Here is a 12,754-nt window from a genome sequence, read left to right on the forward strand (position 1 = left end):
CAAGCCCTCGATCCGTCCCGGGGATGTCCAATCGAATCAACGACTTAGCTGCGTCGCTCGTCGGCGACAGGATCGCCGCCTGGCGACGCCGCATCGGCCTTGAAGTGGCCCGGCGTGAGTTCGTGCTTCTGCAGCAGCCGGTAGAACTCGGTACGGTTGCGGTCCGCCAGGCGCGCCGCGTCGGCCACGTTGCCGTCGGTCAGCTTGAGCAGGCCGACCAGGTAATCGCGCTCGAAACGCTGCTTGGCTTCGGCGTAGGTCTGGACTTCGACGCTGGGCACGCGCAGTGCGCGCTGCACCAGCGCCAGCGGGATCAGCGGCGAGCTCGAAAGCGCGCAGACCTGTTCGACCACGTTGAACAGCTGCCGCACGTTGCCCGGCCAGGAGGCGGTGGTCAGCGCCTTCAGCGCCTCCGGCGCGAAGCCGGAGAGGCGCTTGCCGTACTTGGTCGAGAGCCGCTGGAGGAAATGGTTGGCCAGAAGCGGAATGTCTTCGCGCCGCGCCGCGAGCGTCGGCAGGTTCAGCGTGACCACGTTGAGCCGGTAATAGAGATCTTCCCGGAACTGCCCTGCTTCCATGGCCGCATCGAGATCGCGGTGGGTGGCGGAGATGATCCGCACGTCGACCGTGATCGACTGGGTTGCGCCCACCGGCCGCACCGCGCGCTCCTGCAGCACCCGCAGCAGCTTGACCTGCAGGGCGGGCGGCATGTCGCCGATCTCGTCGAGCAGCAGCGTGCCGCCGTCGGCCTGCTGGAACAGGCCCTTGTGGTTGGCGACCGCGTCGGTGAAGGCGCCCTTCATGTGGCCGAAGAGTTCCGACTCCAGCAGCGCCTCGGGGATGGCGCCGCAATTGACCGCCACGAAGGGCTTGCCGGCACGCGCGCTGGCGCGGTGGATGGCGCGCGCCAGCAGTTCCTTGCCGGCGCCGCTGTCGCCGCGCAGCAGCACGCTGGCGTCCGATTTGGCCACCATGCGCGCCTCGGCCAAGAGCTCGGACATGCGGTTGCTCCGGCTCACGATCTCCGAGCGCCAGCTCTCGTCGCCGCCCTTGCCGCCGCCGGTCGTCGGCGCGCCGAGCGCCAGCGCCTGGGCGATCTTGTCGAGCAGCTCGCGCGCGTCGTAGGGCTTGGTCAGGTAGGTGAAGACGCCGCGCGCCGTGGCTTCGACCGCGTCGGGAATGGTGCCGTGCGCGGTCAGCAGGATCACCGGCAGCGTCGGATGGCGCTTGCGGATCTCGTCGAACAGCGCCAGGCCGTCGCGGCCCGGCAGCCGCACATCGCTCAGGACCAGCTGCGGATGCTCTATCTCGAGTTGCGTCAGCGCCGATTCCGCCGAGGTCACGGCCGTGACCTGGTAGCCGGCTCCGGTGAGCCGCATCGACAGCAGGCGCAGCATGTCCGCGTCGTCGTCGACAACGAGAAGGCGGGCGCCGCTGCTGCTGTTGCTCATGGTGTCGGCTTCGTGCCGCCAGGCGTGGGCGCTGGCGGCGCAGGAGGAGGGTTGTTGGGCCGCGCGAAGCTGCGCTCGATCGCGCGCAGCGCCTCGATGCGGTCGTTCAACTGTTCGATGCGCCGCTGGCTGTCGCGCAGCTGCTGGGCCTGCCGTTCGCGGTCGTCCTCGATGCGGCGCTGCTCCTGGTAGCGCGCAGCGAGCGCGCGGGCCAGCGGCTGCAAGGGCTGGGCATCGGCCGAAGGGTTGGCGGCCACGCGCTGCATCAGGCCGATGGCGCGTACGAGGTCGGCCGGAACGCGGGTTTGCGCCAGGACCAGCGCGACCTGCATCTGCGACAGGGGTGCGTCGCCGGGGTCGCCGAGGCGCGCGAGTTCGGCCGCGAGTTCGTTGCCGCCGAGCGGCCGCACCCTGTCGGCGTAGGCGAGCAGGGCGGCCACCGGGCCTTGCGTGAGCTGGGTGAACACCAGGGCCGGCTGCGTCGCCGGTGCCATCGGCTCGGCTTCGACGGGCATGACGGGCGGGGGCGGCGGCGGCGCCGGCACCACGGCGACGGCTTCGGGCGGCGGCTTGGGAGGTGCGCTGCACGCAGCGAGCAGCATCGGCACGACGATCGTCGTGACGAAAGCGGATCTGCGGACGATCTGAGAAAAAAGCATGGGTCGGAAGTAGCGCGTGGAGCGGCGGAGTTCAGGCGGAGCGCGGCAGTTCGATGCGGAAGCGTGCGCCGGGCCCCTCCGGCAGCAGCGTGATGCGGCCGCCATGAGCCGCAATGTACTCCTGCACGATCGACAGCCCGATGCCGGTGCCCTTGACCGAATGCTTGGGTTGCCGCTCGCCGCGGAAGAAAGGCTCGAAGATGCGGTCGCGATCGCCCTCGGCGATGCCTGGGCCGGCATCCTCGATATCGATGCGCGCGGTGTCGGCAGTGCTCGAGACGGCGATCGCGATGGTGCCGCCGCGGGTCGAAAAACGGATCGCGTTCGACAGCAGGTTGGCCAGCGCGGTGCCCAGCTTCACCGGGTCCACCACCACCGCGATCGGCTCCCCCTCGGCGCGCACCGTGAGGCCGTTGGCTTGCCACTGCAGGCGCTGGGCCTCGATCTGTTCCTCGATCAGCGGCAGCAGCGGCGTGCGCTGGCGGCGCAGTTCGCGTGCCTCGAAGGCTGCCGCATTGAAACGCAGCAAGGCCTCGATCTGTCCCTGCAGCGCAATGGTGTTCTGCTGCAGGATCTGCGCGACCTCACGCTGTGCCGGGTTGAGGGCGCCGGTCACGCCGTCTTCCAGCAGCGAGACGCCTTCGCGCAGCGCGGCCAGCGGAGTTTTGAGCTCATGCGACACGTGACGCAGGAAGCGTGCCTTGTCGGCATCCAGCTCGGTGAGCCGCAGCCGCAGCCATTCGAGCTGCTGCGATACGCGGCGCACGTCGGCAGGGCCGCGGATATCGATCGGCTCGTCGAGCCGGTTCTCCCCCAGCCCGACGATGGCGCGCTCCAGCCGCTTGAAGGGCCGCGCCAGCCAGATGCCGAAGGCGAGCGCGAGCGACACCGCCAGCGCGCTGGCGGCCAGCACCTCGCGCATCAGGCGCCGGCGCGCGTTCTCGATGCGCTGCGCGAGCGCGTTGTTCTGCGTCTCGATCAGGAACTGGACCTGCTGCGCGATGTTGGTGTTCAGTGCATCGAGGTCGCGAAACTGCATCGCCATCGAACTCTCGCGCGCGAGCGCGGTTTCGGGCGCACCGCTCATCAGCCCGTCGATCACGCTCATCTGCGCCCGCCACTGGTCGGGGCCGGCGGACGGCAGCCCGTTGCCGCCGAGGCGGTCGAGCACGTGCCGGGCGTCGCGCGCGGCCTCGTCGAAGCGGCGGCGCAGCACCGCATCGTTGAGCACCAGCGACTGGCGCCCGGCGCGCTCCATGGCGGCGCTGCGCTCGGCCAGCGACTGCGCCGCACCCGACAGCGTGAGGGCGCGCGCCGCGGCGTCACGGCTTTGGGTCATCAGCGCGTCGTACTGGAACACCGAACGCAGCGCGACGCCCACCAGCAGCGCCGTGATCAGCAGGAACGCGAACAGCAGCAGCTGCCGGAACGAGCCGCGCGCCGACGTCAGTTTCGCCATCAGGCTGCCGGCACCGCGGCTTCGCGGGCCGATGCCAGCGACGACTCGGCGGTCGGGACCTCGCCGCGCAGCGTGTAGGCCAGCGAGCGCGTGATGCGCACGTCGACCATGCGGCCGACCAGCCGCGCATCGCCTTCGAAATTGACCACGCGGTTGCACTCGGTACGGCCCATGAGCTCGTGGGCGTCCTTGCGCGAGGGGCCCTCGACCAGCACGCGCTGCACGGTGCCGACGCGGCTTTCGCCGAAGCGCCTGACGTTGCCGTCGATCGCGGCCTGCAGCCGCTGCAGCCGCGCGAGCTTGACCGCATGCGGCGTGTCGTCCGGCAGGGCGGCCGCCGGCGTGCCCGGGCGCGGGCTGAAGATGAAGCTGAAGCTGTTGTCGAACTCGAGATCGTCGATCAGCTTCATCATCTTGTCGAAGTCGGCGTCGGTCTCGCCCGGAAAGCCGACGATGAAATCGCTGCTGAGCGAAAGGCCGGGGCGGATGGCGCGCAGCTTGCGCACCGTGCTCTTGTATTCCATCGCCGTGTAGCCGCGCTTCATCGCCATCAGGATGCGGTCGCTGCCGTGCTGCACCGGCAGGTGCAGGTGGCCGACGAGCTGCGGCACGCGGGCATAGGCCTCGATCAGCCGCGGCGTGAACTCGTTCGGGTGGCTGGTGGTGTAGCGGATGCGCTCGATGCCGGGAATCTCGGCGATGTACTCGATCAGGAGCGCGAAGTCGGCGATCTCCGCCGTGTCGCCCATCCGGCCGCGGTAAGCGTTGACATTCTGGCCCAGCAGCGTGATCTCGCGCACGCCCTGGTCGGCCAGGCCGGCGATCTCGACCAGCACGTCGTCGAGCGGGCGGTTTACTTCCTCGCCGCGCGTGTAGGGCACCACGCAGTAGCTGCAGTACTTGGAGCAGCCTTCCATGATCGAGACGAAGGCGGTCACGCCCTCGACGCGCGCCGGCGGCAGGTGGTCGAACTTCTCGATCTCGGGGAAGCTGATGTCGACCTGCGGCCGGCCCTCGCGCTCGCGCTGATCCAGCATGTCGGGCAGGCGGTGCAGGGTCTGCGGGCCGAAGACCACGTCGACGTAGGGCGCGCGCGCGATGATGGCCGCCCCTTCCTGGCTCGCCACGCAGCCTCCGACGCCGATCTTCACGCCACGGGCCTTGAGATGCTTGATGCGGCCCAGGTCGGAGAACACCTTCTCCTGCGCCTTCTCGCGCACCGAGCAGGTGTTGAAGAGGATCAGGTCGGCCTCCTCGACGTTGGTGGTCGGCTCGTAGCCCTGGGCGGCGTGCAGCACGTCGGCCATCTTGTCCGAGTCGTACTCGTTCATCTGGCAGCCGAAGGTCTTGATGAAAACTTTGGGGGTGGTCATGGGATTCTCCCGGAGATGCGGATGCCACCCCCCGAGCGCTGTTCCTTCGTGAGACACCGCGGAACTAGTTTCGCCAGGCCGCCGGTGTCGCCCGGCGAGGGGGTTGGCGGCTACACGAAGTGAGAAAGCCTGGGTGGTGAGCGTATTTACTGCCCGTAGCGGGGCAGCTGGTCGAACGGCGTCTTGCCGTCGTCGCGCGGGCCGGTGCCGGCCACGAAGGGCCAGAAGTTCAGGAGCGGCTTTTCCGCCGTTTCGCGCTTGGCCTGCGCTTCCTCGGGCGTGAGGATCCAGACCTCGCGCACCAGGCCGGCGGCATCGCGCGTGTAATTGACCAGCAGGTTTTGCCCGGTGATGGAGGCCGGCATCACCAGCATGTGCTGGGCGCTGCGGATGCGCGCGCCGGGCGAGAGCCGTTCGGACTGGCCGTCGAGCTGGATCTCGGGCGCATTCACCACCATGAACCGGCCGCGCAGCGTGCCGACGGGAAAGTTGCGGCCGCCCGCGGCGGCTTCGTTCTGGGTTTGCGGCACGGGCGCATCCTGGGCCCAGGCGGGCGCCGACAGGGCGGCGAGCGCTATTAAGATGAGAGCATTCCAGGGGGTGATGCAGCGGTTCATGGTGTTCATCCAGAGGCTGTGGGAGCGGCGATTCTAGCGGCCCGCTCCCTGCCGCCCACGCCGAGCCGCGCCCTTGGCGTCGGTCCTTCATGCTCGCTTTACTTATCTTTACGGGGGTGATGGACTCTCGCAGTGCACCCCTGCTCCAATGGTCGCTGTCAGGTAAAAGTGCACCCACTGCGCCTGCGATCAGCCCACGAGCCAACGTATACGCCCCATGAAGAAGAACCTCGTCCTCACCTTTGCGGGTGCGTTGATCGTCGCCGCCGCAGCCGGCACCTGGTGGTGGTCCGGCACCAAGACGCGCAGCGCCTCGGAAGCCGGTGCATCGACAGCGGCCATGGGTGCGGCGCCCAACGGTGGCGCGGTGGCGCTGGTCACGCTGGCAGCGGCGCGGCGGCAGGATGTACCGGTCACGGTGCAGGTCAATGGCAGCGTGGTCTCTCTCAACAGCGTGGACTTGCGCCCGCAGGTGACCAACACGGTGCGCGAGGTGCATGTGAAGGAAGGGCAGTTCGTGAAGGAGGGCCAATTGCTCTTCACGCTCGACGACCGTCCCGACCAGGCCAACCTCGCCAAGGCGCGCGCGCAGCAGCAGCGGGACGAGGCCACGCTGGCCGATCTCGAACGCCAGTACAAGCGCAGCCAGGAACTGGTGGCGCAGAACTTCATCGCCAAGGCTGCCGCCGACGCGACGCTGTCGCAGCTCGAGGCGCAGCGCGCCGCGGTGGCGGCCGACCGCGCGGCGGTGCAATCGGCGCAGGTGGCGCTGGGCTATGCGACGCTGCGCGCGCCGATCGCCGGGCGCATCGGCGCCGTCAACATCTACCCCGGCACGCTGGTGCAGCCCAGCCTGTCGCTGGTCACGATCACGCAGCTCGACCCGATCGCCGTGAGCTTCCCGGTGCCCGAAGGAAAGCTGCAGGACCTGCTGGCCGCGGCCCGTTCGCGCACGCCGGTCGAGGCGCTCGTCGCCGGGCGCAAGGCGCCAATGAAGGGCGTGTTGAATTTCGTCGACAACGCGGTCGACCCGCTGATCGGCACGGTCCGCGCCAAGGCGGTGTTCGACAACGCCGATCAGGGCCTCTGGCCCGGCCAGTTCGTCGAGACCCGCGTCACGGTTCGCACCATCGAGGGTGCGACCGTGGTGCCGGCGGCCGCGATCATGATGCTGGCCGAAGGGAGCTCGGTCTACGTGGTCGATGCCAACCAGACGGCCGTGCGCCGCAAGGTCGAGACGCTCCACAGCTTCGGCACGCAGGTCGCGGTGCGCGGCGTCGAGCCGGGCGAGCAGGTGGTCATCGAAGGCAAGCAGAACGTGCGTCCCGGCGGCAAGGTGCGCCTCGATGCATCGGTCTCGCCGCAGCGGCCCGGCGCGACGCCCGAGGCCACGCCCGGCAGCGCAGCCTCGGTCACGCCTTCCAACGCCAGCCTGGTCGCGGAGCGGGAACGCTCATGAACATCTCCGAGCTCTGCATCCGTCGGCCGGCGATGACGGTGCTGCTCTCTGCCGCGGCGGTGGTGGCCGGCATCTTTGCCTATTTCCAGATCCCGGTCGCGGCGCTGCCGAGCTACAACACGCCGGTCATCAACGTCAACGCGCAGCTGCCGGGCGCCAGTCCGGACACGATGGCGTCCTCGGTCGCGCTGCCGCTCGAAAAGCAGTTCTCCACCATCCCGGGGCTGCAGACCATCAGCTCGGTCAACACCCAGGGCGTGACCTCGATCACGCTCGAGTTCGTGAGCAGCCGCGACATCGACGCGGCCGCGGTCGACGTCCAGGCGGCGCTGCTGCGCGCGCAGCGGCAACTGCCGATCGAGCTGACCCAACTGCCGTCCTATCGCAAGGTCAACCCGGCCGATGCGCCGGTGCTGTTCATCGCGATGGTGTCGCAGTCGATGAGCCCGGCCGAGCTCAACGACTATGCCGAGAACCTGATCTCGCCGACCCTGTCGACCCTCGACGGCGTGGCCCAGGTGGTGGTCTACGGGCGCAAGGCCTTCGCGGTGCGCATCAAGGCGGACGCCGACCTGCTCAACGCGCGCAACATCACGCTCGAGGAGCTGGCCGACGCGGTGCGCTCGGCCAATGCCAATACCCCGGTCGGCGTGCTCGACGGCCCGCGCCAGACGCTCACCATCCAGGCCAACGAGCAACTGATGAAGGCGGCCGACTTCGCCAAGCTGATCGTCGGCCAGCGCAACGGGGCGCCGGTGCGTCTGGACGAGGTCGCGACCGTCGAGGACAGCTTCGAGTCGGTCAAGACCGCCAGCAGCTTCAACGGCCAGAGCTCGATCTCGCTCGCGGTGCAGCGGCAGCCCAATGCCAACACGGTGCAGGTGGTGGATGCGGTGCGCGCGCTGATGCCGCGCTTCCGCGAGGAGCTGCCGCAGTCGGTCGAGATCAACATGGTCAACGACCGGTCGATCTCGATCCGCGAGGCCGTGCATGACGTGCAGCTGACGCTGCTCGGCACCGTGCTGCTGGTGGTGCTGGTGATCTTCCTGTTCCTGCATCGCGTGGTGGCCACGCTGATTCCGGCCGCCACGATCCCGATCTCGCTGATCGGCGCGGTGGCGCTGCTCGCCGCCTTCGGCTATAGCCTGGACAACGTCTCGCTGCTGGGCATCACGCTGGCGGTCGGGCTGGTGGTGGACGACGCGATCGTGGTGCTCGAGAACATCATGCGCTACGTCGAGAAGGGCATGGAGCCGATGGCCGCCGCGCTGCGCGGCGCGCGCGAGGTTGGCTTCACCATCGTCTCGATCTCGGTCTCGCTGGTGGCGGTGTTCATCCCCGTCTTCTTCATGCCGGGCGTGATCGGCCTGCTGTTCCACGAGTTCGCGGTGGTGGTGGGCCTCGCGGTCTTGGTCTCGGCCGTGGTGTCGCTCACGCTGGTGCCGATGCTCGCGAGCCGGCTGCTGCGGCACACGCCGCGTGCCCACGGCGCCCTGGACCATGAGGAAGGGCACCCGGAACCGGGCACTGCAATCGGGCGCGGCTTCGAGCGAGGCTACCGCTGGGTGCACGGCAGCTACCTGCGCTCGCTCGACTGGACGCTGCATCACCGCAAGCTGATGCTCATCGTGGCCGCATCGACCTTCGCGCTGACGGCGTGGCTGTTCATCGTCATCCCGAAAGGCTTCTTCCCGGAGGAAGACATCGGGCAGATCTTCATCACGACCGAAGCCGCCGAGGACATCTCGTTCCCGGCGATGAAGGTCTTGCAGGATCGCGTGGCCGAGGCCGTGAAGGCCGACCCGAACGTGGCCTATGTCAACTCCTTCGTCGGCGTCGGCGGTTCGAGCTCCACGCAGAATTCCGGCCGATTGTTCGTGGTACTCAAGCCGCGCAAGGAACGCGCCGTCATGGCGCAGGTGATGGAGTCCCTGCGCACGCGCTTTCGCGAGATCCCGGGCATCACCGCTTACATGCAGCCGCTGCAGAACCTGCGCCTGGGCGGCCGGCCGAGCAAGGCGCGCTTCCAGTACACCCTGCAAAGCGTGAGCGCCGGCACGATGAACGTGTGGGCCGACCGGCTGATGGAGCGCATGCGCGCCGACCCGGCCTTCCGCGACGTGACCAGCGATTCGCAGAACCGCGGCCTGCAGGCCACCCTCGACATCGACCGCGTCAAGGCCGGCGTGCTCGGCGTCGAGGTCGGCGACCTGCGCACCGCGCTCTACAACGCGTATGGCGACCGGCAGATCGGCAGCATCTACGGCCCCAGCAACACCTACCAGGTGATCCTCTCGGCGGCCGACGACGACCGCCAGTTCGAGGAAGACATGACACGCCTGTCGGTGCGCAACAAGGCCGGGCAGCTGGTGCCGCTGTCGGCCTTCTCGACCGTCAAGCGCACGGTCGGCCCGACCTCGGTCAACCACCAAGGGCAGCTGCAGGCGGTGACGGTGTCTTTCAACCTCGCGCCCAACGTGCCGCTGGGCGACGCGACCGCCAAGGTCGACCGGTTCAAGGCCGAGCTCAAGATGCCTCCCTCGATCATCACGAGCTACGGCGGCGACGCCGCGGTGTTCCAGAGCTCGCAGGCCAGCCAGGCCGTGCTGCTGATCCTGGCGGTGCTGGTGATCTACGTGCTCCTGGGCGTGCTCTACGAGAGCTACATCCACCCGCTGACCATCCTCGCCGGCCTGCCTTCGGCGGCGGTCGGGGCGCTGCTCTCGCTCAGGCTCTTCGGCTTCGATCTGACCTTGATCGCGACCATCGGCATCCTGCTCTTGATCGGCATCGTCAAGAAGAACGCGATCATGATGATCGACTTCGCCCTCGATGCGCAGCGAACCCAGGGCATGCAGCCGGTCGATGCGATCCGCGAGGCCTGCAGGCTGCGCTTCCGCCCGATCATGATGACCACGCTGGCGGCCATGATGGGCGCTCTGCCGCTCGCGCTGGGCCTGGGCGCCGGCGCCGAACTGCGCCAGCCGCTGGGCGTGGCGGTGGTCGGCGGGCTGATCTTCTCGCAGGTGATCACGCTCTACATCACGCCGGCGATCTACCTCGCGCTGGACCGCTACAGCGGCAGCGGGCCGATGCAGGAGTTGCCCGAAGAAAAACTCGCGCACGCTGGGGCGTAGCTCGCTTCTACCCGCCGCTGAATTTGGAGGTCCATTCCAGGAACACCGCGGAACCGGCTTTGCCGGGCCGCTGGTGTTGCCCCCTTGCAAGGGGGTTGGCGGCCACACGAAGTGGGCAAGCCTAGGGGTGGCTCAATGCACCGGATCGCGCTGCCAGGCCGCTGCGCTGCGCGCTGCGCCGGCATGCGTGCCGGCGCGACCCGTCGCTGGGGAATGGGCCGAGGCCGTGCCGCCGTGCGTCACGCGCAGCGCCCAGTCGCACACCACCCGCATGAAGATCTGCTGCGAGGCCATCGAGGTGAGGCTGTGGTCGATCTCGCCGATGAACTCGTATTCGAACTGCTGCATGAAGGGCTCGTCGGCAAAGGGCCCCAGCTGGTCGCGGCCGCGGTCCGTCACGTGCATGGTGCCGGTGTAGAGCTGCAGCACCGCCACGTTGCGCTCCGCCAGCTGGCTCATCGAGCGGCGGAACAGCGCGGCCGTGACTTCCGGCGGTTCGGGTTCGAAGATGCTGGGCGACGCGGCGGCCGCGGCGCTGGCCGAGAACTTGCGCTGCAGCCAGCGCATCGTCTTGCCGATCACGGCCGGATTGGTCGGCACCGCCAGCGCGCGGTGCAAGCTGCGCTCCAGCTGCGCGCGGCGGCCCGGGAAGGCATAGCCGTCGAACATCAGCAGGCCGACGACGCGCGCATCGGCCACCGCAAGCGAAAGCCCGTTGGTGGCGCCCGAGCACAGGCCGATCGCAATGAAGCGCCGAATGCCGAGCATGGTCTGGATCAGGTTCATCGCCGCCTGCAGATCGAACACCGCCTGCGTGAGGAAGTGCTCGGAGCCGCTGGCCGGGCCGCTGTCGCCCAGGCCCGCGAGATCGAAGCGGATGCTGCTGATGCCGCGCGCGGCCATCTGCCGCGCCAGCTTCACGTTGATGCGCCGAGGCCCGATCCGGTGGTTCGCGCCCATGTTGAGCATGAGGCAGGCGACGGGCGCCAGCGAACCCTCGGCGGGCGTCGTGATGACGCCGATCAGCGAGCCGTCGGGCCCGAACTGGACGGGGATTTCTTTGTAGTCATTCATGGACTTCTGCCAGCAAGCGTTGCACGGCCTCGGTAGGGACCATCGCGTTATTGGGATGCGGGTCGGAGGTCCAGATCAGCGGGTGCTGGAACGGCGTGACGCGCAGCGGCATGTGGCGGGCCGTCTCCTTGCCCGCCCATTGATGGGCAATATGGTCGCCGGCATCGGCGAGCACCACGGTTTCGTGCAGCGCCGTGAGCTGCAGGGTTTCCGGGCCGAGCGCGCGCAGCTGCTGGCGCAGCAACTGCGATACGCCGAAGCCGAAGATTTCGTCGGTGAATGCATCGCCGTCCTTGGCCAGCCGGCGCCGCCATGCCGGGTCCGGCACGCAGAAGGAGCGCTCGAGCGCCTCCACGTGGCCGGCGCGCAGTTCCTGGACGTAGCGCGCGCCGTCGATGATCGGGTCCCACAGAATGAGCCGGGCCGGATCGCAGCGCCCGCTCTTGGCCGCCAGCACCGCCAGGGCGGCGCCCAGGCGCGCGCCGAGCCAGACGATGCGCCGGCTGCCGGCGCGGCGCCGCAGCTCCTCGTGCGCGGTGCAGACGTCGCGCCGCCAGCCTTCTAGATCGCCGTCGGTGTCCTCGCCGGGCGAGTCGCCGCTGCCGTGGTAGTCGAAGCGCAGCACCGCTACGCCGGAACGCGCGAGCCGGTCGGACAGCACGCGGAACAGGCGGTGCGCGCGCACGGCCTCCTGCCCGAGGGGCGGGCAGATCAACACGGCGATGCCGCTGTCGCGCTCAGGCGAATGGAAGAGCCCGAAGAGCTGCCGCGAGGCCGGGCCGAAGAGCATCGGAGTCATGCGTAAGTCTCGCTTTCGACGGCGTGCAGGCGCTGTGCGACAACCGCCTCTTCGCACATCAGCACCCGTGCCACCGCACACAGGGCGCCCTGGACATCATGGAAGGACGACAGCGCCAGGCGCACCACCCCGTCGGCGGAGCCGATCTTCACTTCGCGCGAATCGGGCACCACGCCCACGTCGAAGCTGCGCGTGTCGACCGAGAGGCCCATGCCGGTGGCCTTGAGGCAGGCTTCCTTGCGGGTCCAGCAGGTGAGGAAGGCGCGGTCGCGCTCGCTGGGCTCGAGCTGGGCCAGCGCCCGCCGCTCGGCCTCGGTGAAGTAGTTGGCGGCCAGCGCCGCCGCGTCCGGCATGGGGCGCAGCAGTTCGACATCGACCCCCACTTCGGCCTCGTCGCAGACCGCGATCAAGGCCACCGACTGGCTGTGGCTCAGGTTGAAGCGCAACTGCGCACGCTCGACCAGCGCGGGCTTGCCGAGGGCGCCGTGGTCGAACTCCAGCAGGCTCGCGGGGATCCCGCATTGCGCGGAGAGCGTCTCGCGCAGGGCCGCATGGGCGGCGACGAAGCGGTTGCGGTCGCGCCGAAAGACGAAGCGCCGGGCGCGCTCCCATTCGGCCTCCGACAGGGAAGCCACCGCCTGCGGCGCCGGCGTGGCGTCCAGGTCGACCTGCCAGAGGCGGCAAGATGCCGAGGAGGGGAGTTGCGTGATCGTCATGGCGGCCTCT

10 protein-coding genes are annotated in these 12,754 nt (G+C 69.0%); 2 read left to right on the forward strand and 8 right to left on the reverse strand.

All coding sequences use genetic code 11. The annotated features are described in order from the left end of the window. Positions 1-44: 44 nt before the first annotated feature. The 5 genes from EJI01_RS11485 to EJI01_RS11505 all read right to left on the reverse strand — a co-directional run bounded on the left by EJI01_RS11485 (position 45) and on the right by EJI01_RS11505 (position 5,559). The gene (locus EJI01_RS11485) at positions 45-1,451 is read right to left on the reverse strand and encodes a sigma 54-interacting transcriptional regulator (RefSeq protein WP_126837234.1); all 1,407 of its coding nucleotides are present in this window, start codon (positions 1,449-1,451) and stop codon (positions 45-47) included. Continuing rightward, positions 1,448-2,110, reverse strand: coding sequence for a hypothetical protein (locus EJI01_RS11490; RefSeq protein WP_126837235.1), 663 nt, complete (start codon positions 2,108-2,110; stop codon positions 1,448-1,450). The genes EJI01_RS11485 and EJI01_RS11490 overlap by 4 nt, the downstream gene beginning before the upstream one ends. A gap of 31 nt (positions 2,111-2,141) precedes the next feature. Beyond that, positions 2,142-3,569 (reverse strand): sensor histidine kinase, encoded by a 1,428-nt coding sequence (locus tag EJI01_RS11495; RefSeq protein WP_126837236.1) that lies wholly within the window; start codon positions 3,567-3,569, stop codon positions 2,142-2,144. Beyond that, a complete protein-coding gene (gene miaB / locus EJI01_RS11500) occupies positions 3,569-4,942 on the reverse strand; it encodes a tRNA (N6-isopentenyl adenosine(37)-C2)-methylthiotransferase MiaB (protein ID WP_126837237.1) in 1,374 nt (457 codons plus the stop codon). The genes EJI01_RS11495 and miaB overlap by 1 nt, the downstream gene beginning before the upstream one ends. 146 nt (positions 4,943-5,088) lie before the next feature. Further along, on the reverse strand, positions 5,089-5,559 hold the full coding sequence (locus tag EJI01_RS11505; protein WP_260602417.1) for a hypothetical protein: 471 nt from the start codon (positions 5,557-5,559) through the stop codon (positions 5,089-5,091). 217 nt (positions 5,560-5,776) lie between these two features. Here EJI01_RS11505 and EJI01_RS11510 point away from each other — a divergent pair, with 217 nt between their 5' ends. After that, positions 5,777-7,018, forward strand: coding sequence for an efflux RND transporter periplasmic adaptor subunit (locus tag EJI01_RS11510; protein WP_185878903.1), 1,242 nt, complete (start codon positions 5,777-5,779; stop codon positions 7,016-7,018). Next, a complete protein-coding gene (locus EJI01_RS11515) occupies positions 7,015-10,155 on the forward strand; it encodes an efflux RND transporter permease subunit (protein ID WP_126837238.1) in 3,141 nt (1,046 codons plus the stop codon). The genes EJI01_RS11510 and EJI01_RS11515 overlap by 4 nt, the downstream gene beginning before the upstream one ends. Before the next feature lie 132 nt (positions 10,156-10,287). On the opposite strand, the gene EJI01_RS11520 is transcribed toward EJI01_RS11515, so the two are convergent. From EJI01_RS11520 to EJI01_RS11530, 3 genes are read right to left on the reverse strand one after another with little or no spacing between them, the layout of a single operon-like run. Beyond that, positions 10,288-11,229 (reverse strand): alpha/beta fold hydrolase, encoded by a 942-nt coding sequence (locus tag EJI01_RS11520; protein WP_126837239.1) that lies wholly within the window; start codon positions 11,227-11,229, stop codon positions 10,288-10,290. Continuing rightward, the gene (locus EJI01_RS11525; RefSeq protein WP_126837240.1) at positions 11,222-12,028 is read right to left on the reverse strand and encodes an alpha/beta fold hydrolase; all 807 of its coding nucleotides are present in this window, start codon (positions 12,026-12,028) and stop codon (positions 11,222-11,224) included. Before EJI01_RS11525 ends, EJI01_RS11520 begins: the two co-directional genes overlap by 8 nt. Further along, complete coding sequence (locus tag EJI01_RS11530) at positions 12,025-12,744, reverse strand: 4'-phosphopantetheinyl transferase family protein (RefSeq protein WP_126837241.1); 720 nt, start codon at positions 12,742-12,744, stop codon at positions 12,025-12,027. The genes EJI01_RS11525 and EJI01_RS11530 overlap by 4 nt, the downstream gene beginning before the upstream one ends. Between the last annotated feature and the right edge of the window lie 10 nt (positions 12,745-12,754).

The sequence above is a fragment of the Variovorax sp. MHTC-1 genome (genome assembly GCF_003984645.1).
GTDB lineage: Bacteria > Pseudomonadota > Gammaproteobacteria > Burkholderiales > Burkholderiaceae_C > Variovorax.